General features: G+C 27.5%; 21 protein-coding genes. All 21 read right to left on the bottom strand.

Annotation, left to right across the window (positions count from 1 at the left end; all coding sequences use genetic code 11):
* Positions 1-7 precede the first annotated feature (7 nt).
* The 21 genes from E0D94_RS02910 to E0D94_RS02810 all read right to left on the bottom strand — a co-directional run bounded on the left by E0D94_RS02910 (position 8) and on the right by E0D94_RS02810 (position 23,711).
* Positions 8-310, bottom strand: coding sequence for a PTS sugar transporter subunit IIA (locus E0D94_RS02910; protein WP_242620515.1), 303 nt, complete (start codon positions 308-310; stop codon positions 8-10).
* 44 nt (positions 311-354) lie between these two features.
* The gene (locus E0D94_RS02905) at positions 355-1,314 is read right to left on the bottom strand and encodes a glycosylasparaginase (RefSeq protein ID WP_130805804.1); all 960 of its coding nucleotides are present in this window, start codon (positions 1,312-1,314) and stop codon (positions 355-357) included.
* Positions 1,315-1,337: 23 nt separating this feature from the next.
* Complete coding sequence (locus E0D94_RS02900) at positions 1,338-2,462, bottom strand: Sapep family Mn(2+)-dependent dipeptidase (RefSeq protein WP_130805803.1); 1,125 nt, start codon at positions 2,460-2,462, stop codon at positions 1,338-1,340.
* Positions 2,463-2,522: 60 nt separating this feature from the next.
* A complete protein-coding gene (locus E0D94_RS02895; RefSeq protein WP_130805802.1) occupies positions 2,523-3,044 on the bottom strand; it encodes a GrdB-related putative oxidoreductase in 522 nt (173 codons plus the stop codon).
* A gap of 11 nt (positions 3,045-3,055) precedes the next feature.
* The gene (locus E0D94_RS02890) at positions 3,056-4,402 is read right to left on the bottom strand and encodes a PTS sugar transporter subunit IIC (protein WP_130805801.1); all 1,347 of its coding nucleotides are present in this window, start codon (positions 4,400-4,402) and stop codon (positions 3,056-3,058) included.
* A gap of 11 nt (positions 4,403-4,413) precedes the next feature.
* Entirely contained in the window at positions 4,414-4,737 is a 324-nt protein-coding gene (locus tag E0D94_RS02885) for a PTS sugar transporter subunit IIB (RefSeq protein WP_130805800.1), read from the bottom strand.
* Position 4,738: 1 nt separating this feature from the next.
* Positions 4,739-5,314 (bottom strand): RDD family protein, encoded by a 576-nt coding sequence (locus E0D94_RS02880; protein WP_130805799.1) that lies wholly within the window; start codon positions 5,312-5,314, stop codon positions 4,739-4,741.
* 10 nt (positions 5,315-5,324) lie between these two features.
* Positions 5,325-5,783: a PTS sugar transporter subunit IIA gene (locus tag E0D94_RS02875; protein ID WP_130805798.1), complete on the bottom strand. Its 459-nt coding sequence runs from the start codon at positions 5,781-5,783 to the stop codon at positions 5,325-5,327.
* A complete protein-coding gene (locus E0D94_RS02870) occupies positions 5,770-7,575 on the bottom strand; it encodes a BglG family transcription antiterminator (RefSeq protein WP_130805797.1) in 1,806 nt (601 codons plus the stop codon). Before E0D94_RS02870 ends, E0D94_RS02875 begins: the two co-directional genes overlap by 14 nt.
* 109 nt (positions 7,576-7,684) lie before the next feature.
* Positions 7,685-8,851 carry a nucleotide sugar dehydrogenase gene (locus E0D94_RS02865; protein WP_130805796.1) on the bottom strand — a complete coding sequence of 389 codons (1,167 nt, stop codon included), beginning with the start codon at positions 8,849-8,851 and terminating at the stop codon, positions 7,685-7,687.
* A gap of 176 nt (positions 8,852-9,027) precedes the next feature.
* Positions 9,028-10,317 (bottom strand): O-antigen polymerase, encoded by a 1,290-nt coding sequence (locus E0D94_RS02860; RefSeq protein ID WP_165442841.1) that lies wholly within the window; start codon positions 10,315-10,317, stop codon positions 9,028-9,030.
* A 113-nt stretch (positions 10,318-10,430) separates the two neighbouring features.
* The gene (locus tag E0D94_RS02855) at positions 10,431-11,597 is read right to left on the bottom strand and encodes a nucleotide sugar dehydrogenase (protein ID WP_130805794.1); all 1,167 of its coding nucleotides are present in this window, start codon (positions 11,595-11,597) and stop codon (positions 10,431-10,433) included.
* 17 nt (positions 11,598-11,614) lie between these two features.
* Complete coding sequence (locus E0D94_RS02850) at positions 11,615-12,724, bottom strand: glycosyltransferase (protein WP_130805793.1); 1,110 nt, start codon at positions 12,722-12,724, stop codon at positions 11,615-11,617.
* An 11-nt stretch (positions 12,725-12,735) separates the two neighbouring features.
* Positions 12,736-14,022: an oligosaccharide flippase family protein gene (locus E0D94_RS02845; protein WP_130805792.1), complete on the bottom strand. Its 1,287-nt coding sequence runs from the start codon at positions 14,020-14,022 to the stop codon at positions 12,736-12,738.
* 11 nt (positions 14,023-14,033) lie between these two features.
* Positions 14,034-15,152 (bottom strand): non-hydrolyzing UDP-N-acetylglucosamine 2-epimerase, encoded by a 1,119-nt coding sequence (gene wecB, locus E0D94_RS02840; protein WP_130805791.1) that lies wholly within the window; start codon positions 15,150-15,152, stop codon positions 14,034-14,036.
* Between the two features lies 1 nt (position 15,153).
* Complete coding sequence (locus E0D94_RS02835) at positions 15,154-16,275, bottom strand: glycosyltransferase family protein (RefSeq protein ID WP_130805790.1); 1,122 nt, start codon at positions 16,273-16,275, stop codon at positions 15,154-15,156.
* 17 nt (positions 16,276-16,292) lie between these two features.
* Complete coding sequence (locus E0D94_RS02830; protein WP_130805789.1) at positions 16,293-17,390, bottom strand: Gfo/Idh/MocA family protein; 1,098 nt, start codon at positions 17,388-17,390, stop codon at positions 16,293-16,295.
* 11 nt (positions 17,391-17,401) lie between these two features.
* Entirely contained in the window at positions 17,402-18,733 is a 1,332-nt protein-coding gene (locus E0D94_RS02825; protein ID WP_341274555.1) for a nucleotide sugar dehydrogenase, read from the bottom strand.
* A 3-nt stretch (positions 18,734-18,736) separates the two neighbouring features.
* Complete coding sequence (locus E0D94_RS02820; RefSeq protein ID WP_130805788.1) at positions 18,737-19,315, bottom strand: acyltransferase; 579 nt, start codon at positions 19,313-19,315, stop codon at positions 18,737-18,739.
* A gap of 11 nt (positions 19,316-19,326) precedes the next feature.
* The gene (locus E0D94_RS02815) at positions 19,327-20,511 is read right to left on the bottom strand and encodes a DegT/DnrJ/EryC1/StrS family aminotransferase (protein WP_130805787.1); all 1,185 of its coding nucleotides are present in this window, start codon (positions 20,509-20,511) and stop codon (positions 19,327-19,329) included.
* Positions 20,512-20,702: 191 nt separating this feature from the next.
* Complete coding sequence (locus E0D94_RS02810; RefSeq protein ID WP_130805786.1) at positions 20,703-23,711, bottom strand: N-acetylmuramoyl-L-alanine amidase; 3,009 nt, start codon at positions 23,709-23,711, stop codon at positions 20,703-20,705.
* Between the last annotated feature and the right edge of the window lie 2 nt (positions 23,712-23,713).

Below are 23,713 nucleotides of genomic sequence, written 5' to 3'. Positions count from 1 at the left end.
ACATATATTATTTTGAATATTTTTTATGAGTTAGTAGCATTTCTTGTGTTACATCTCTTAATAGTTCTGTTGTCATCATTTGATCTTCTGCATGCATTAATAATAGAGTTATTTTGAAATCGTCCCCTTGTGTTTCTTTTTGTAATATGTCCATATGAATTTCATGTGCTTTTCCTAAACTATCTTCTGCATTTTTAATTAATTCTTCTGCTTTACTAAATTTTTCTTCCCTTGATGCTTTTAGCGCTTCATGTAAATATGATTTTGCATCTCCTACATTGCTTATTATTTGAAAATTTAACAATTCCATTCCTTCCACAATATCCACCGTCTTTCTATATATTTTATCCTATTTTACTTTAATTTTAAAGGTGCTGTTCTTTTGTTCATATAGTTTTCTAACCATTCTTCTGTTGCAACTCTATAAGTTGTTTTACCATTTTCATTTTTACATACATATACTGTTGGTTCTATTTTTTCTGTTGCTATTACAAAGGAAAAGTTTTCTATATTTGTAGCTACTCCAAATTCTCCTTTATTATTTATACAAACTACAGATATATCTCCTGCTTTTTTTCTTCTTTTTATTAATAAATCATTTAAGTTAGATACTGCTTTGTCTGCTGCTTGTTGTGGTGTATATCCTTCTTTCATAAGCCTTACTATTTCATAAGATGAGCAGCCTTTCATTATATCTTCTCCAAGTCCTGTGGCTGTTGCTCCTCCTATTTCACTGTCTACATAGAAACCTGAACCTGATACAGCTGAGTCTCCTGTTCTACCTCTTTTTTTCATAAATAATCCTGATGTAGATGTTCCACTGGCCATTGAATCCTTATTATCAAGCGCTACCATTCCTACAGTATCATGTCCATCATATGGACTTAGTCCTTTTTCTACTGTTTCTTTTAATCTATTTTTATAGTGAATTATTGCTCTATCTGTAAGCATATTTTTTCTTTCAAAGCCATTTTTGTGGGCATATTCTTCAGCTCCAGCTCCTACTAGAAAACAATTAAATTTTTGTTCACTTAATTTTCTTGCTATGGATATAGGGTTTTTAAAATCTTTTATCCCTGCAACTGCTCCTATGGATAAACAATCTCCATCCATAAATGCTGCATCTAATTCTACTTCCCCATTTTCATTTGGAAGTCCACCATATCCTACTGATTTATAGTATGGAAAATCTTCCACCATTTTTACTGCCTTTTCTATGGCATCTGCTGAAGAACCATTATTTTTTAATGATTTTACTCCTTCTTCTATTCCTTCTAATGCCATTCTCCATGTAGCTATAATTGCATAACTCATATGTCCTTACCTCTTTTCTATATTTATTTTGCTAAATTATATATTGCATTTGCAAATATCTTAGCGTTTAATACTATGTCTTCTATATCCATATATTCATTTGGATTATGTGCTATACCTTTTTGTCCTGGGAATGATGGACCAAAGGGTACTATATTTGGCATTACTTTGGCATATGTTCCTCCTGTTGTAGTTACAGGTGTCCCATCTAGTCCTGTAATATCTTCATATGCTTTTTGTAAGCTCTTTACTAAAAATGATTCTTTTTCAAATTTTATCGGATTATAATTTAATAGTAATTTTAATTTTATATTGTCAGTTAATTTTAATTTTATTTTTTCTAATATTCCATCTATATTAACAGTAGCTGGATAGCTTAAACTCATATGAAATATTAAATGGGAGTCCTTTATTCCAGCTTTGAAATTTTTCATCTCCATTGTTCCAAATTCTTTATCACTATAATCTATACCTAGTCTTTCTCCGTTACTTTTACTTAAAAGTATATATTCATTTATAAAGTAAAAAAATTCTTTTGTTTTTTCTTCATAATTTTCATCACTATATTTAATAGTAAGTAATATATTTGCTCTACCTCTTTCCCCATATACTACTGGATATTTACAATCAGGAGTAAAACCCAATATAGGGGGTTTTTCATGTTTTAAATAATATGGAATGTCACTAAATCCACTTTCTTCATCTGTTCCAAATATTATTCTTATTTTTTTATTTATATTTAAATTTGATTGTTTTATTGCATATAATGCAAAAAGAGATGACATTATCGGTCCTTTGTTATCCAGTACTCCTCTACCATATATCTTTTCATTTCTTATTTCAGCATTAAATGGTGGTGATTTCCAACCTTCTCCTACATCCACTACATCTAAATGACCTAATACTCCTATATAGTCTTCACCTTCACCATATTCTGCATATCCTATATAATTATCTATATTTTTAGTTTTAAATCCTAAATCTTTTGCTATATCAAGTGCTTTTAACAGTGCTTTTTTAGGATTTTCACCAAAGGGTGCATGTTCTTTTGCTTCACCTTTCACACTTGGTATATTTACTACTTCTATTATTGACTGCAGTAACTCTTCTTTATATTTATCAATATTATGGTTTAAAATCTTCTCCATTAAATCACCTCCATAGCTAAAGCAAGTATATAAGGTAATCTTATATACTTGCTTATATACTTAATAGCATATGTCTTTTTTTAGTTGTTCTATATTTTCTTTTTTAAACATTTTTTCTGCTAATATAGATATATTACTTAGTGATTTATTAAGTCCAGTTCCGCCTTTTTTAGGCATTTTCACTATATTTACTATATCTTTATACTTAGCTATTATATCTTGATTTTCTTTAGACATAGCAGCAAGTGCTGGTATGTCAGTATTTTCATTTATTTTATGTGCCAAAACTGCACTCATATAAGCATAGCCTTCATAGTTATATGCTGGACCACAAATAACTACATCTGGATTTAACTTTTTAACCATGCCTATAATTTTTCTTTCTACTTCTTCTTGATTGTCTTTAAAATATTTATCTCCACAATACAAGCATGCATTTGCTTTTCCATCTACTTCTGCTAAATGAGGCTTAATCATAGGTACTGAACCTATTTCTCCTTTTTTACCACCAGGAGATATATCTGCTTTTTCTTTTCCACCCATTCCTGCTTGTATTTGATCAAATATCATTAATACATTCATTTTATTACCTCCTAGAGATCCTCCATAGATAAATCATCAAATGATATATCTTCTAATTCATCTTCATCAGGTTTAGCTTGCTCATCTTTTAGGTAGTTTTTATCTAATACTTTTATAAATGGATAGTATACTACACAACCAAGTACTACTAATACAACTTGGAATATTGCTGCTCTAAAACTTCCTGTTGATAAATATCCAGAGAAGCCAAGTGGTGTAGTCCAAGGTAATGCAACTCCATTAGTATATGGTAAAAACCCTGTTTCAAATGCTATCGCTGATAATATTGTATTCATAAGTGGTACCCCTATAAAAGGTATTATCATTACTGGATTAAGTACTATTGGTAAGCCAAATATGATAGGTTCATTTATACCAAATATTCCTGGTACTATTGATAATTTACCAAGCTTTTTAATTCTTTGAGATTTACCTACCGCTATCATTAAAATAACTAGAGAAAGAGTACTTCCTCCACCACCAAATGTTTGGAATAAGTCTACAAATTGTCCTGTATAAATATGTGGTAATGGTAATCCTGATTCAAATGCTGCTAAGTTTTCTATTGATAATGTTCTAAATATTGGTGAGAACACTGAGTTTGTAACTGCAGGTCCATTTATACCAAAGAACCAGAATATTGAACTAGATACTACATATACTATTTGTGCACCTAAGCTATTTCCTACTCCCATAAGTGGTGTTTGTAATACTGTATATATGAAATTATGTGCTGATTCATAAGGTGTAAGTCCAAATCCAATTCTAACTAAAAAGAATAATAACATTACTATACCACTTGGAATAAGTGCTGCAAATGAATCTGTTACTGCTGGTGGTACACCTTCAGGCATTTTTATTGTCCAACCTTTTTTATATACCCAATGGAATATTTGTACAGATAATATTGAAACTATCATTGCTAAAATTATTCCATTTGTACCTGTAAAACCAAAACTAATTGCACTTAATGTTGCTGCACCTTCTGCTCCTTCATATGCTATATCAGTAGGCATTATTATTATAAAAGATACTATAGCTACAATTGCGCCTTGTATTCTATCTGCTTCTATTTCCCTAGCATAAGAATACCCCATACCAACTACTGTTAACAATGATATTATATTAAATGTTGCTCTAGATACAGCGGATAGATAAGATTCCCATCCTTCTCCAAAAAATCTTGCCCAAAATTCTGACCAACCAGGTATTGGGAAGTTTGCTATAAGTAAGAATAGTGATCCTACTATGATTAATGGCATTGACATTAAAAATCCATCACGTATAGCAACTAATATTTTATTTTTACCTAGCTTGTCTGCTATAGGCATTAAAACATCTTCGAGTTTGTTGAACATTAATATCCCTCCTATTTTTTATGTTTTTTCATTAATAGTATTGTTTTCTTTAATACTTTTTCTCCATCCATCATTCCATAATCAGCTGAATCTATAACTCCTACTGGTATGTCATAAGCTTCTACTCTTTTCTTTGTATCCTCTAGTAAATGTCTAACTTGAGGTCCTAATAATACGCAATGTGGATTTTTTTCTTCTAATATTCTTTCTAAATTTCTTACTGGATAAGCTTTTACTTCTAAATCTAAATTATGTTTATCTCCAACATCTTGCATCTTTTTTGCAATCATACTTGTACTCATTGCATTATCACAGAATAAATATATCTTTTTCATATTATTCACCTCCTCTCAATACTTTTGTATTTGCAATATAATCATGTAATGCTCTACCTTCTTTTGAAAATAGTATAAATATAATTGATAATATTGTTGTTACAAATGATGTATATAATAGTCCTGTGTAAAGTAGCTGGGATCCAGTTAATATTAGTATTAATTGTCTTAAATAATTAGCACTACTTACAAATCCACCTTCTACAATCATAGAACCTAATATTTCTCTTTTAAACATAGTTTTTAAATCTAATTTTGTACCATCTCTCTTTACAATTTTAAACCCTAACAATCTTTTCATTAAAGTTTGACCATCAAATTTATATAGAGGAAGTACTATATAATAAATAGAAACTATCAATATCCCTAGAACACTAGCTAATATTCCAGAAGGAGTTGAAAGTGAAGATAGCTCACTAGTCATCTGTGTTTCACCAGTTTCCATACTATATATAATTAAAATTGGTATATTTGCTAAAACAGATGAAATATATATATCAAATAAGGTAGCTATCCCTCTTCTAAATATATTTACTTTTTCAGATTGGAATACTAAAGTTCCCGATTGTGCTCCCATAATATCCTCCTTACAACTTAATATAACTTTTCAAGATATATATTAAGTTTTCTTCTGTTTGTGCATTTAATAGATCTTTTATCAAATCTTCATCACCTAATGCTGCTGCAATTTTCTTTAAAACCTCAGATTCTCTTTCCATTTCATCATCTTCTGGTATTGCAAATAATATTATGAGTTTTACATTGTTAGTATTTCCATCCCATGGAAATGGATTATCTACCTTAGCAATGGCAATTGAAGGTATTTTTACTCTATTTGAAAATCCATGAGGTATTGCTAAACTCTCTCCTACAAATGTAGAACCTCTATTTTCTCTTTCAAATATATCTTCTATAAATTTTTCTTTATCTACAACTATTTGTGATTCTACTAGTAATTCTGATAATTTTAATATTGCTTCTTGTTTAGAACTAATTTTATCGGTAAATATAATATTATTTATATCTATTACATTAGTGTTTTTCATCGATATTCTCCTCAATTAAAAATTCCCTTATAATCTTTCTTAAGGCTTTAGAAAGATATTTATAATCAAAATAGTTTATGACAAAAATACGTTTTCCTGTTTTGTCTTTTTCTGTTATATATTGTATGTTTAGATTTTCTGAGGATTTTATTAAATCTATATATATATTGTCTTTTATATGGACTAATTCTTTTTCATCTATAGTACCTGTATCATCAGCGGATTCTATTTCAATATTTTTTATATGATAATTAGAAAATGATTTTCTTTTACTTTCTAATATATTATCAATAAAGTTTTTAATATTTTTCTTGTCAATTTCATTTAAAAATGCAGATACCAATAAAAATGACTTTTCAATATTTAAATCTGCTGTTGTAACAATTAAATCTATATCTATTAAATCCATATTTGATATAGAATTTGATGCTATTACATCTACTACTTCAATATTATTAAATGATTTTTCTAATCTAGTTGAAAGTAATTGACTTGTTCCATACCCACTATGACAAACTACTAATGTTCTTATTTTTATAGTTTCTGATATTTTCTCATCTTCAGATATAAAATAAGTTAATATATATGAAACTTCATCATCACTAATCATATTAATCTCTAATTTATTACAAACTAACATACAGGCAATTTTTATTACGAAAAATTCCTCTTTAAATTCCTTTAGGAAATCCTTTAATAATGGATTCTTTATTTGAATATTGTATTTCACTCTATTTAACATAGGCTTTATATGTAATAACAATCTTTCATATAAAGTGATCCTTATATTATAGTTTCTATGAGACATTTGAGATACAATATCTATTAAATTATTTGTAAAATGAACATGAGGCATATCGTGTTTTTTATCCTCTTTATGTTTCATATCATCATAACTTAATCCTATAGATGTTAAATATTTATAAATATAACCTACTTCTTCTTTACTTACTTTGATTTTAAATTTCTCTTCTATTTTTTCTATCATATAAATAGCAATATTATATAAGTCATTATTTTTTACAATTACAACATCACTTACTTCTGAGTTACTAGATATATAATTTCCTCTCATTATTCTGTTAGTCATTATTAATAAATGAGTTAATAAATTAGTATAATATGGTTCATATATAACCAGCTTAAGTTTTGATTCTATATGATTTAATAGCTCTTCAAAAAATAAAGTTGTTTCATAATTTAAAATTGTATTTATTTGATTTATATTTAATTCTTCATGACGTATATTTTGATATTCTGTAATATAGTTTGGATTTATTTTGGCATATTCTTGAATAGTAAACACTAAAGCTTTTCTTATATTTATCTCGCTGCCAATTATTTTAGTTCCTTTTAATGTTTTAGAAAGTTTTAGATTATATTTTGATAGCTTATCTTCTATTTCATTTAAATCATTATTTATCGAAGTTCTGCTTACTATATATTTATCTGATAGTTTTTGAATAGTAGTATATTTGTCAGTATTTATTAAGAGGTTTAATAAGATTTGTATTCTTCTATGGATTAAATCATCATCACCAATAGAAACTTTCATTTTGTTTAATTTAGAATTTAAAACATCAAGTTGAGAAGATGTATAATATAGTTTTATACCAAGACCTCTTCTTTTATCTATTTTTGCACCCGTGGAGTTAATAATATTTTGTATTTCTTTTAAATCTTTTGATGTAGTTTTATCTGATGTACCTAATTTGTTTGAAAAATACTTTATAGGTAGATATTCATCTTCTATTATTAAACTTTTCAATAAATTTACTTGCCTTTTATTCATATTATACAAATCCTTTCTACTTAATTATATGTTACGCTTATTTATAAAACTATAACATATAAGTTCTGTAACTATACAGAACTTATGTACATAAAAAAGAGGCAGGAAATTAATCCCTGCCAAATAAGTCTCTTGTATATACTTTTTCTCTCACATTTTCTAATTCATCAAACATTCTATTTGTTACTATTATATCTGATTTCTTTTTAAATTCATCCAAATCTCTCACTACCTTTGAACCATAAAACTCATTTTCTTTTAATACTGGCTCATATACTATCACTTCTATTCCTTTACCTTTTACTCTTTTCATTATCCCTTGAATAGCAGATTGTCTAAAGTTATCTGAATTAGTTTTCATAGTTAATCTATATACACCAATTACCTTTGGTTTTTTCTTTATTAGCATTTCTGCTATATGATCTTTTCTAGTTCTATTTGCATCTACTATTGCTCTCATTATATTGTTTGGTACATCTTTGTAATTTGCAAGTAGCTGCTTCGTGTCCTTAGGTAAACAATATCCACCATATCCAAATGAAGGGTTATTGTAATGAGTTCCTATTCTAGGGTCTAAACTTACTCCCTCTACTATTTGCTTTGTATCAAGTCCTCTAACTTCTGCATAAGTATCTAACTCATTAAAAAATGCTACTCTCATTGCAAGATAAGTGTTAGAAAATAGCTTTATAGCTTCTGCTTCTGTTGAATCTGTAAATAATATATCTATACCATCTTTTATTGCTCCTTCAGCTAAAAGATTTGCAAACTTCTTAGCCCTTTCAGACCTTTCTCCTACTATTATTCTAGATGGATATAGGTTATCATATAATGCTTTTCCTTCTCTTAAAAATTCTGGAGAAAATATAATATTTTCTGTATTAAATTTTTCTTTTATTTCTTTAGTATATCCAACAGGTACTGTTGATTTTATTACCATTATTGCATCTGGATTTATTTCTAATACATCTTTTATTACTGATTCTACTGAAGATGTGTCAAAATAATTTTTTTCAGGATCATAATTTGTTGGCGTTGCTATTATTACATATTCTGAATCTTTATAAAGCTCATCTTTATCTTTAGTAGCAATTAATTCTAATTCTTTTTCTTTTAAATATCTTTCTATTTCTTCATCTACTATTGGTGATTTTTTATTGTTTATTAGATCTACTTTCCATTGATTTATATCTAATATATTTACTGTATTATTTTGAGCTAAAAGTACTGCATTTGAAAGTCCTACGTAACCTGCTCCTGCTACTGCTATCTTCAATTTATAATTCTCCTTTCATTTACTTATATATATATGATTATATCATAAAAAGACTGTCTTGCACTAACCTCAAAACAGTCTTTTTCACCTTAATAATTAAGAATATCATATATCTTTCTAACTTTTCTTTTACCAATACAACTCCACCTAGAATAGTTAAATAATTTTTGTATAGCCTATAACTTTTCAGCTACTATAAATCTATTTAATAATCTAGATGATATTATAATAGCAATACTTAGTAATACTAAAAATAACATTACTGGGCTATATATGAAGTCTATAAATCCACCATTTAATATCCTTTCATAATTTATAGTAAAATAAGCATATAGTGCTATAGTAACAGGATTTTTATTTGATCTTACAAAAAATAAGTGTATAAAATACAAAAATGCTCCTATATAAATTATAGAAAAAATTACCCCTAAAAACCCAAAATTAGCATATGCTTCTCCTATAAAAAGTCCATTATATACACCAGCTGTACCTTCTAACACTTTTTTGGGTCTAAGAGATATCATAACAGATCTACCAGATCTCATATGATTAACCCCAAATATATTTTGAGATATTAATCTAGGAAAACTAGCACCATTTAAAAAAGATGTTCTATAAGTAAATACTTCATAATGTAAAAACACTGACATAGATTGACTTAAAAATATTCTATTTAATGGACCTGATTTAAATGTAAATATATTCTCTAAAGGAACTTCACTTATAAATGTATACATAAAAATTATAGCTAAAGATGCAACAAGTCCATAAATAATAACTTGTTTAATATTTATTTTATCTCCAAAATAAATGTTAATTATAATAAAAGTTACTAAATATCTAAGTATTTGTGCCTTTTGTAGATCATAGAATGATATTAATATACTACTGAGAAATAAAACACTAAATAAAATAAACCAATTTTTATTTTTTTGAATTCTAAAATATATATATGCTATATAAGATAAGAATGGTGTCATAGCTATTGCAAAAATATTTCTAATATATACATTTCCTGAAAATTCTCTTCCTGCTTTAATTCTAAGCTTATCAAGTTCAGTACCATTTGCTCCTTTAATCATATTTAAAATAGGATTATTTTCTAATCCAATTTTATAAAAAGTATATATAACAGATCCTATTGCAATAACTGACAATAAGGTTATTAATATAAATACTTCTTTATCATTTTTTGAAGCGATATTAGTTGTTTTTGTCTTTAAATAATTAAAAAATTCATTTCTCTTAAATTTAAAAACTTTTTTTATTAATAACATAGTTAAGGGCAAAAAAATCATTACTAATTCTACCATTATCCATCCTATAATTCTTGTTTCATAATGTCTTATATGTCTTCCCATATAATGATTGTCTATCCCTAAAGCTATTAATATTGAACCTATAAATGTAATTATAGTCAGGCTATAAAAAACTAATGATATTAAATTAATTCTAGTAAAATCCAATGTTGATGATACTTTATGAAATAAATATACTGATAATATAAAAGTTAATATGGATATTAAAATTATAAAGAATTGATAAATAAAAATCCCTCCTTTCTGTGAAAAGCTATAAATTAATCCCTACCAAATAAATCTCTTGTATATACTTTTTCTCTCACATTTTCTAATTCATCAAACATTCTATTTGTTACTATTATATCTGATTTCTTTTTAAATTCATCCAAATCTCTCACTACCTTTGAACCATAAAACTCATTTTCTTTTAATACTGGCTCATATACTATCACTTCTATTCCTTTACCTTTTACTCTTTTCATTATCCCTTGAATAGCAGATTGTCTAAAGTTATCTGAATTAGTTTTCATAGTTAATCTATATACACCAATTACCTTTGGTTTTTTCTTTATTAGCATTTCTGCTATATGATCTTTTCTAGTTCTATTTGCATCTACTATTGCTCTCATTATATTGTTTGGTACATCTTTGTAATTTGCAAGTAGCTGCTTCGTGTCCTTAGGTAAACAATATCCACCATATCCAAATGAAGGGTTATTGTAATGAGTTCCTATTCTAGGGTCTAAACTTACTCCCTCTACTATTTGCTTTGTATCAAGTCCTCTAACTTCTGCATAAGTATCTAACTCATTAAAAAATGCTACTCTCATTGCAAGATAAGTGTTAGAAAATAGCTTTATAGCTTCTGCTTCTGTTGAATCTGTAAATAATATATCTATACCATCTTTTATTGCTCCTTCAGCTAAAAGATTTGCAAACTTCTTAGCCCTTTCAGACCTTTCTCCTACTATTATTCTAGATGGATATAGGTTATCATATAATGCTTTTCCTTCTCTTAAAAATTCTGGAGAAAATATAATATTTTCTGTATTAAATTTTTCTTTTATTTCTTTAGTATATCCAACAGGTACTGTTGATTTTATTACCATTATTGCATCTGGATTTATTTCTAATACATCTTTTATTACTGATTCTACTGAAGATGTGTCAAAATAATTTTTTTCAGGATCATAATTTGTTGGCGTTGCTATTATTACATATTCTGAATCTTTATAAAGCTCATCTTTATCTTTAGTAGCAATTAATTCTAATTCTTTTTCTTTTAAATATCTTTCTATTTCTTCATCTACTATTGGTGATTTTTTATTGTTTATTAGATCTACTTTCCATTGATTTATATCTAATATATTTACTGTATTATTTTGAGCTAAAAGTACTGCATTCGAAAGACCTACATAACCTGCTCCCACGATTGCTATTTTCATTCTCATTACCTCTTTTATTATAATTTTTGAATCTGTTTTAATGTATTTTTATATACATCTTCCATTAAAGCAACATTTTTATTCCAATCATATAAATTTAATACTCTTTCCCGTCCATTTTTCCCAAACTTATCCCTTAAAGATTTATTAAGTACTAATTCATATAATTTTTCTGCTATTTCTTTGCTATTTTTACTTTTAAATATATAACCTGTTTTAGAATCTTCTATAACTTCCTTAAAACCATCCACATCAGATGCGACAACTGGTATTTCACATGCCATTGCTTCTACAGCTGCTACCCCAAAACTTTCTAGTAAGCTTGGAGCACAAAAAATATCCATATGATTTAACACTAATGGTATTTTTGTATTTTCAACATATCCTTTAAAGTTCACTATATCAGATAAATTTAAGCTTTTAGTCAATTCTTGTAAATCATTTAATTTTGGTCCTTCTCCATATATGTTTGTTCTTATTCTATTAGCAATTTCTTTATATCCATTTGTATTTAATTTATCTATTAATATCCTTGTGGCTTCTATTAAATATTTAATTCCATATTTAGTTTTTAAGGTTTTTACCAAACCTATGTTAATTATATCATCATTTTTATCAACATCAATTGGTTTAAATAAATTTGTATCTACGCCAAATGGAGTTACATATATATTAGCTTCCTTATTCATAAATTTTTTTGTTTGATTTGCCATGGCTCTACTTGTAGACGCTATCATTAATGGTTGCATCAAATTTTTCTTTAATATTTTTTCTTTAAATTTGCTTTCATATGGAAATTCATATACATCACTTCCCCAAACTGATAATAGAGTAGGCTGATAATTTACAAGTCTAGAAAGAGTACCATATCCACTTGCATAATGAGTATTTATAATATCTGGAGATATTTTTTTAACTAAACTTTTAGCTTTAAGAAAATTCAAGTAATATCCTTTTAACCCTGAATAAGGTAGATAATAAATTTTTACTTTTTTATCTATTTTGTTAACACCTTCTTTATGATCCCTTAAACTTATCAAGTAAACTGCATGTCCTTTATTAACCATTGCATTTACCCATCTAACTGTATGATTAACATTAGCTGGTGCAAAAAATAAAATCTTCATTGCAAAACTCCTTAGTATTTATTTTCAATCTCTAAATTAATTATTCTTTGAGCCCATACAAAAGTCAAAAAATATATAAAAGACATTGATATAGTATATAATATTATAGCACTATATGAATTTAGAGAAAAATAATATGCTATAAAAAATACAAATAGGACAAATCCTACTCTTAATACATCTAATATTAAAGCTTGTTTTTGTTTTTCAAATACAGAAAACACCATGCTTATTGGTGTGAAAATTAACCTTGTAAACACTAAAAAAGAAAGTATCCTAGCATATACTCCTGCTTGGTACCATGCTTCACCAAATACAAATGAAAATAATATAGGCCCAAATATTAATAGTGTTATTAATGGTACTATTCCAACTAATATTAATTTTTTTAATAATTTAATTGATAAATTTTTAAGCTGTTCTGGGTCAGTCCTACCTATACTTGCAGCTTCTGCATAAAACACATCAGCAATAGATCTCCCTATGAGGTTCATAGGTATACTTACTATTGAATTTGCAAGCCCATACAATCCAATTGTACTCTTCCCATATATACTTGTTATCATAAGGACTGGTAATTGAAGACCTGCTGTATTTAAAAATTGACTTGGTGCTAGATACATTGGAAATTCTTTATATCTTTTAGCACTCCAAATAATTTTTTTGAAATTTATTTTCTTTAATAATTCTCTATTTTTTCTAAATAATGGACTTGCTAAAGTTGTTATACCTGCACTTTGTCCTGTAATGTTTCCTATTATAAGGCCTATTGGTCCTATTTTAAGCAAACCCAATCCTATTTTAATTATATTTTGAGATATTGATTGACTAAATTTAGTTTTAGAAATAGATTTATAATTTTTATTCCTAAGCGCCCACTGAGTAAATATACTGTATAATCCCATCATAAATACTCCAATTGGTATTAAAAATTTATAATCTATTAGTGATTTTGCATCAAATAACCCTAAAAAGCTAGTTCCAAATATAATTATTGCAAATGTTATTAAACTTACTATAAAAAGTAATACTATAATACTTAATGCAAGTGTATTTATAGCTTTTTCTTCGTCATCAGCTATAGGTATTCCCCATTCATATTTAAGTGAACCTACAATCGAAAGCATTCCTAATATAGATACATATACTGTAAGTACCCCATATTGTTCAGGGGGATATATTCTGGTTATAATTGGTGACAATACTATACTTAAAAATTGTGCAAAAGCAGTACCTCCTGTTATCATTAGTACACTTTTTGTAAAATTGTTTTTAAGTAGTTTTCTATAATCAAACATTTATTTTCTCCCTAATAAAAATACTTTTTTAAAATATCTACAATTTTTTGTGAAGCTTTTCCATCTCCAAATAAATTGTCATTCATATTATCACTATCAATTTTAATATGTTGTATCTTTTCTATTATTTCTTTTCTTTCTATATTAGCCAATATATTTCTATTTCCTTTTAACGTTTCTACCCATTCAGTTTGATCTCTTAATGTTACACAAGGTTTTTTAAGAAAATATGCTTCCTTTTGTAATCCTCCTGAATCAGTTATAACTTTAAAGCTATTATTTATTAATATGAGCATAGAGAGATAACCTACTGGCTCAATAAAAATAATATTTTTGAATTTATTGTCATATAACTTTTCCAATACCTTTTTTGTTCTTGGATGTAGTGGTATAAGTACTAGTTTATCTAAGTTTTCTAATGCGTCAAATATTTCCATCATTTTTGATTTATAATTTGTATTTTCTGCTCTATGAATTGTGGCGAGATAATAATTGCTACTTTCTATTTCTTCCAAGTTTGTAGCAATAGTAAATTCTCTTACAATGTTAAATTCTTCTAGGTATGATTTGAAATCTTTTTTATTTTTTGCTATATATAAATTTTGAAGTACTGCATCATACATTACATCTCCTATATTATATACTCCATTAGTTATTCCTTCTTTTTTTAAATTATCGACTCCAGTTTGTGTTGGTGAAAAAAGAAATGTCGAGATATGATCTGTTAGTATTCTGTTTTGTTCCTCTGGCATATCTCTATTAAAACTTCTAAGTCCCGCCTCTATATGAATTACAGGTATTAGTAATTTACTTGCTGCAAGCGATGCTGCTATAGTAGAATTAGTATCTCCGTATACTAATACTGCATCAGGTTTTTCATCCATTAATAATTCTTCTACTTTTCTTAACATTTCACCAGTTTGAGCTCCATGACTAGCTGAACCTACTTTTAAATTATAATCAGGCTTTGGAATTTGTAATTCTTCAAAAAATATATTTGACATATTTTTGTCATAATGCTGACCTGTATGAACTATAATTTCTTTATATTCTTTTCTTAATTCTTTGGAAACTGGAGCTGCTTTGATAAATTGAGGTCTTGCTCCTATCACTGTAATTATTTTTTTCATATCATTCTCCTCTAAATTCTAAAAGATCGTCTCTTACTTGTCTAGCTCTTGCATTCCAAGTATTTTCTTTAATTAATTTTGCCATATTATTTGATTTATCTACTAATTCTAATTGATTTTCATATATATAGTTTAATATTTTTTTTATTTCTATATCATTATAAGGAATTTCCCAGCCTATATTCTTACCTTTTGTATATTTACCAGTAAATGTATCTTCAGTTCCTATAATTGGTCTTTTATGAAGCATATATTCAAACAATTTAACTGGTACTGCAAATTTCCTGTATTCTACTGGTTTAAAATATAAATTTGTCATATCAGCTTTCTTAAAATAAGGTAATAAATCATCTCCTGATTTATGGATTATTTTTATATTATTATTAAGATATTTTATATAACGAGATGCATTAATTTCCCATTCTTTTTTCCTACAACAAATAGTAAGTGAAAACCTATCATCTCGAGATATTGCTTTAACTATTTTTTCTAAATTATATAAATCTCCTATTCCCCCAACATAAAATATATTTAATTTTTCTTTTGGATACATTTTATTATCTAACCCTTCATGCTCCTTATTATCTATTCCTGGGGGTAAAGATCTTATATCTACACTTAGACTTTTAGGAATATAATCTTTCATTTCTATTGATGGTAGATAAAATATATCTAATAATTGATTATATTTTAATAAATCATATTTATAAAAGAATTTTGCTATATTACCTTTTAATTTTCCGTTTTCTTTCATATATGTTTCGAATGCCCAATATATATCTCTATAAAATAACCCTATTGGGATTCTTTTATTTTTAAAATTTTTAAAGTAAGAAAAATCTAAAAATGGATATTTAGGAAAATGATTTTTTTCTGTTAGTAATGTAGGCATAGTAGAACTTTCAGAGTATAAAAAATCATATTTTATTCCATTTTCGATATTATTTTCTATTTTTTTAAATTGCTTTCTTCTTTTTTTACCATCACCCATTACAGCATCAACATCATATCCTATATCTTTAAAAGCATTTAGCATTTTTAAAGGTCTTATACTACTTCCTGATATAGGCGAGTCTTCATCTATATTAAGAGGTATATGGAAGATACATCTTTTCCTCTTCATTCTTCATCACCTTATATTTATAAATTAGTTGTAGAGATATCTTCTACTGGAAACTTTATAGCAGTATTAGTTTTGCTAGATTTATATGCAGCAAGTATTATACTCATTGCTTTTTTACCTTCTTCACCATTTATTAAAGGATCTCTATCTTCTTTTAAAGCTTTTATAAAGTCTTCTATTAGCCAAATATGACCAAATCCATATACTGAATCTGGATCTTCTCTATCACCTTTTAATATTTCTTTTTCTTCGTCTTCTGTACTATCTTCAAATTTCCATGTTTCTATTTTATTTACTGCAAGTCCACCTATTACTACTGTACCTTTTTCTCCAAATATACTTAACGTTTCTTCCAAGTTTTTCGGATATACGCAAGCACTACCTTCTATTATTCCTATTGCTCCATTTGTAAATCTTACAACTATTGCACCAAAATCTTCAGCTTCTATATCACGTAAGAAAGTATCAGTTTGTGCATACACTGATTCTATATCTCCACCAATCATCCATTGAAGAAGGTCTATATTATGGATACATTGATTCATAAGTGTTCCACCATCCATAGCATATGTGCCTCTCCAAGGTGCTTGTTTATAATAATTTTGATTTCTATTCCAAAGTATTCTTGCTGTACCATTTACAAGTTTTCCAAATCTGTTCTTTTCTATTGCACTTCTTAATTGTTGAATTGGTGGATTAAATCTATTTTGATGTGCTACTGCAAGTTTTACATTATTTTCTTTTGATACTTTTATCATTTCATCGGCATCTTTTGTTGATAATGCCATGGGCTTTTCTACTATTACATGTTTACCTTGTTTCATACAATCTATAGAATGTTTTGCATGATATCCACTTTCTGTTGATATTAACACTACATCTATATCTTCCTTTTCTAACATATTATTGTAATCAGTATAATAGTTTATACTTAAACTCTCAGCACATCTTTCTTCCATTATATCTTCGTATTCTTTTTTTCTATTTATAGCTTTTTCTTCTACTATATCACATACTGCTACAAGTCTAGCATCTTCATGATTATTAACTATACCTTCAACATGTTTATATGATATTCTACCACAACCAAGTATTGCAAAGTTAAATTTACCCAAATTATTCACCTCTATAATAGTTCTATATTTTCTCTAGATTCAATATTTTTCATAGCATTTTTTGTATCAAATATAAATTTAGCATTTTCGCTAACAAAGTTATAATCTACTTTTGTATGAGCTGTTGTTATAACTACTAAATCTGCTTGTTGTAATTTCTCTTCTGTAAGTTCTGGTAAACCTAATTTCTTACTTCCTTTATATTTATATTCAGACACATTTGGATCAAAATATTCTACTATAGAACCTTCTTTTTCAAAGTTCTCTATTACTTTTAATGCTGGACTTTCTCTATAGTCATCTATATCTTGCTTATATGCTACACCTAAAACCAATACTTTAGATCCATTTAATGCTTTTTTATAACGATTTAATATTTTACTACTTCTATCTATTACATATCCTGGCATTTGATCATTTATAATTCCTGATGTCTCTATTAGCTGTGTATGATAATCATATTCTCTTGACTTCCATGATAGATAATATGGATCAAGTGGTATACAATGCCCTCCTAAACCTGGTCCAGGATAGAATGCTTGGAATCCATATGGTTTTGTACTAGCTGCATCTATTACTTCCCATACATTTATCCCCATTTTATTACATATAATAGCCATTTCATTTGCAAGTCCTATATTTATATTTCTATATGTGTTTTCTAATATTTTTTCCATTTCTGCTACTTTAGGTGATGATACTTCTAATACATCACTTTCTAATACATTTCTATACATTTCTGCTGCTATTTTTGTAGCATCTTTTCCAACTCCACCTACTACTTTTGGTGTATTCTTTGTTTTGTATATAAGATTACCTGGATCTACTCTTTCTGGGGAAAACGCTAAAAAGAAATCTTTACCACATTTAAGCCCAGAACCTTCCTCAAGTATTGGAAGAAGTAATTCTTCTGTAGTCCCTGGGTAAGTTGTACTTTCTAATACTACTATTGAACCTTTTTTGATATACTTTGATATGTCTTCTGTTGATGCTTTTACATAACTAATATCTGGTTGTTGATGTTCATCTAAAGGTGTAGGAACACAGATTGCTATAAAGTCAGAATCTTTCACTATACTAAAATCTGTTGTTGCAGAAAGTAAACCTCTATCTACTAAATCTGATAGCTCTGAATCAACTACATCACCAATGTAATTTTTCCCATTATTAACCATATCTACTTTTTCATCTTGTACGTCAAATCCTACTGTATTATATCCTGCTTTTGCTTTTTCTACTGCAAGAGGAAGTCCAACATATCCTAATCCTACCACTGCTACTTTTGCTGTTTTTTCTTGAATTTTTCTTAGAAGCTCATCTTTAATTAAATTATCTTTACTCATATTTTAATTCCCTTCTATTAATTTTGTATCTTTCATAGTATAAACTTTTTCACATGAATTACATTTGTAATTTTTTTCACTTATTTTTTCTAATTTATTACCACATTTACATACATATCCTACAATTCTTGCTGGTGTTCCTACCATAAGTGCATAATCTGGAACATCTTTTGTTACTACTGCTCCTGCTCCTATAAATGCATATTTACCTATATCATAACCACATACTATTGTTGAATTTGCTCCAATAGATGCTCCTTTTTTAACTATAGTTTTTTTGTACTCATCTTTTCTTTCTATAAAACTTCTTGGATTTATTACATTTGTAAATACACAAGATGGTCCTAAAAATACATCATCTTCACATATTACTCCAGTATAAACTGATACATTGTTTTGCACTTTTACATTGTTACCTAATTCTACACCTGGAGAAATAACAACATTTTGTCCTAAATTACAATTTTCCCCTATTGTTGAACCTGTCATTATATGTGAGAAATGCCAAATCTTCGTGCCTTTTCCTATAGAACAGTTACTATCTACATAGCTTGATTCATGTATGAAATATTCCTTTTCCATTTTTACAACCCCTACTTAAATTTCTTTATAGTTTCTACTATATATTCTTTTTGTTCATTATTTAATTCAGGATATATTGGTACTGCAAATGTTCTTTCAGATAAATACTCTGAATTTGGCATATCTCCTTTTTTATAGCCTAAATCTTTATATGCCTTTTGTTGATGAAGTGGTACTGGATAATATACTCCTGTTGCTATTCCATTTTCCTTTAAATATTCTACTAATCCACTTCTATCTTCTGATTGTAATATATACATATGATATACATGTGTCCCATTTTCTGACTTATATGGTACAACTAATTCTGTTTCATTTAAGCTTTCATTATAATGTTTTGCAGTATCTACCCTTTTATTGTTCCATTTATCTAATTCTCTTAACTTCACTCTTAATAATGCCGCTTGAATTTCATCAAGTCTTGAGTTAAAACCTATAAGATAATTATAATATTTAAGTGGATTATATACTGTGTTATCTTCTGAATCTTTTTTAACTTCTTCTTTTTCACCATTTAGCAAATTATATGCTTTTTGTCCATTTTCTCCACTACCATGTGTTCTCAGTGCTTTAACTATTGTGGCAATATTATCATTATTTGTAACGATCATTCCACCATCTCCTGCTGCACCTAAGTTCTTTGTTGGAAAAAATGAAAAAGCAGCTATATCTCCTAATGTCCCAACCATTTTCCCTTTATACTGAGCACCTATAGCTTGACATGCATCTTCTATTACATATAAATTGTGTTTTTTAGCAATTATATTTATTTCATCCATATCAGCTGGTTGACCAAATATATGAACAGGCATTATAGCTCTTGTTTTTTCTGTTATCTTCTCTTCTATTTTTTGTGGATCTATATTAAATGTATCTTTTTCTACATCTACAAATACAGGTACTGCTCCTACTGCAGATATACTTTCTGCTGTTGCAAAAAATGTATAGGTACTTGTAATTACTTCATCCCCTTCACCTATTCCAAGTGCCTTTAGTGCTATAACTAATGCATCTGTTCCATTTCCTACTGATATAGAGTGCTTTACATTTAAATACTTATTAAATTCTCTTTCAAACTTTACTACATTTTCTCCCATTATATATTTTGAACCTGAAAGTACATCAATGGTTACTTTATCTAATTCATTCTTTAAATTATCATATTGTGCTTTTAAATCAATTAATGGTATATCCATTTTAGTTTACCACCTTCCTAAGATTTTAAATTTATTTATTTTCAAACTTAATTGTATATTAACTAGACTTATGAGTCAATATTCTTATTCTAATGATTATAAATTATTCATAAATAATAAAGAACACATCACTATTCATATTGACAGAAATGTGTTCATATAACCAATTAATATGTTGGTGTCTATAAATTTTAGTTAAAATATGATACTATAGCATCTACTATCGTTTGTGCTATCTTATTTCTTTCTTCTGGTTTATTAATTCTTTTTGCTTCCTCATTATTCGATATAAATCCTGCTTCTATAAGAGCAGATGGTACATTACTCCATCTAGTCATATGAAGATTATGATCCTTAATATAACTATAATACTTATTATAATTTAACTTCCCTAATGAACTATATAAACTTTCAGCTAATTTTTCACTTTCTATAGCTACATCTTGTGGATTTCTATTATCATATACCATTACATCTTTAATATTTACTATTTTTTCTTTTCCATTATCAAGATAAACTATACCAGGATCTCTTGTTTTTCTAATTGGGTCTAGCCAATCTTTTATTTCTCTTACAAATTTATATTCTTTTCCTTTATATAAAACATATGCATTTGAGGTATCTAATCCTGGTCTATATGAACTATAATGAACACTCATCCCTGAAGCATTTTTATTTGTACTACTATCATGATGGATACTTATCATAATATCAGGTTTTGCTTCATTTACAATTGGCGTTCTATCGTGTAAATGAATATACTTATCTTCCCATGGATTTCTAGTAAAAGTAACATTTGCCCCTAATGAAATCAATTTTTCACGAATTTTCATGCTCAAAGCATTATTATAATCTTTTTCTTTTATACCTAAGGTATTATTTACAGCACCTGGGTCATATCCACCATGCCCTGGGTCTAGCATTATAGTTCTCCCGATAAGTGGTCCTTTTATAGTTATATCTTTATAAAGATGTGTATCTAATCTTTCACCACTATTTTTATCTTTTATATGCACTCCATATAGATAATTCCCTGCTTTTTTAGGAATCCAATTTGCGTATTTACTTGTAGAATAATCCTTTATCATTGACCATTTACCAATAGACTTATCTTTTATCCAATATTGATATAATACTCCATTTGGTGATACTCCATTAGCTGTAATTGTATGAGTATTATTGATATTTGATGTCCCTTTAACTGATAAATCTAAAATTGTAGTTTTAAGTATTTCTGTTACAGTTACTCTTTTATAATTAAAATCATCTAATCTATTTGAGCTACTGGAATCTTTAATATGAACTCCATAAAGATATGTGCCTTTTTTTCTAGGAATCCAATCTGTACTTTTACTCGTAGAATAATCTTTTATCATTGTCCATATGTTTGTACTTAAATCTTTTACCCAGTATTGATATAATGTATTATTGTCACTTATACCTTCAGATTTAATTGTATATCTTCCTGGTTGGTACTGCTCTATATTTAATTCTTTGATTTTTGTATCTATTTTTTTAATAATTATATTTTTATAATGGAAATTATCTAATCTTTCTGAACTATTTTTATCTTTTACATGTACTCCATATAAATAGTCCCCTGACTTTTCTGGAATCCATGTTGCACTATTTTCTTCCGAATAGTCTTTTAACATCTTCCAGTTGCCTGTTAATTTATCTTTTGCCCAAAATTGATATAATACTCCATTAATAGAATTACCGTTTGCTGTTATTTTATGTGCTGATTTATTATTTCCACTACCTTCTATATTTAAATCTTTAAATATAGCTTTTGGTAGCTTTTCTATACTTATATTATTGTAATTAAATGTATCTAATCTTTTCTGACTTTTTTTATCTTTTACATGTACTCCATATAAATAATTCCCTGATTTTTCTGGAATCCATGTTGCACTATTTTCTTCTGAATAGTCTTTTAACATCTTCCAATTACCTGTTGATTTATCTTTCCTCCAGAACTGATATAATACTCCATTCTCACTTGTCCCGCTTGCTGTTATTGTTAACTTGCTATTTGTATAATTTGTTCCTTCTATTATAACTTCTTTTATTTCTGTAGGTTTTGTATCTATAATTATATTGTTATATTCAAATGTATCTAACCTTTCATCGCTATATTTATCTTTTATATGCACTCCATATAGATAATCTCCTGCTTTTCCAGGTACCCATGTAACACTTTTAGATTCTGAATAATCTTTTATCATTTCCCATCTATTTTCTTCTAAATTCTTTACCCAATATTGATACAATACTCCATTTGTTGAAGTTCCATCTGCTGACATGGTAAGTCTAGCTTTAGTATAATAATCTCCTGTTATACTAAAATTATTTAATTCTGCTTTAGGTAATTTGTTTATAGTTATATCTTTATAAAGATGTGTATCTAATCTTTCACCACTATTTTTATCTTTTATATGCACTCCATATAGATAATCTCCTGCTTTTCCAGGTACCCATGTAGCACTTTTAGATTCTGAATAATCTTTTATCATTTTCCATCTATTTTCTTCTAAATCTTTTACCCAATATTGATACAATACTCCATTTGTTGAAGTTCCATCTGCTGATATGGTAAGTCTAGCTTTAGTATAATAATCTCCTGTTATACTTAAATTATTTAATCTTACAAATTCATTTAGTTCATATTTAGCTTTAATTATTAAATCTGTTGTTACATTTGTGAAATCTTTATCCCATCCTATAAAATTATATTTTTCTCTTATAGGATCTTTTGGTGCAACTGCACCTTTTCCATATTCTATAGTTTGATTTGACAGTTCTGTTCCATCATAATCTTTAAATGTAATAACAAATTCTTGCACTTCCCATTTTGCATATAAAGTTAGATTTTCCGTTACAACATCTTGTTCAAAGTTCCATCTTGTAGTGAAATTTTCATCTATAAACCAACCTTTGAAACTGTAACCCCTTTTTATTAGTTCTATTGGTTGCTTTATTTTTTGATTCCCTGCTACTTCTTGAGCATCTATTTGATTCTCACTATTGCTATTAAATTTTACTGTAAAAACATTTTGTTCTTCTAATTTCTCAAAACTTTCTTCAGTTTCTTTTATTGAATCATTGTCATTTGCTATAACATTATTTAATGACAATGTAGAAATGGTTAAAAATAATATAACCAAAACAAATACTAACTTCTTAAAACTTAATTTCATTT

Origin of the sequence: Senegalia massiliensis, from assembly GCF_900626135.1 — a bacterium.
In the GTDB taxonomy this organism is placed as follows: domain Bacteria; phylum Bacillota; class Clostridia; order Tissierellales; family SIT17; genus Anaeromonas; species Anaeromonas massiliensis.
This window is presented reverse-complemented; position numbering and strand designations above follow the sequence as displayed.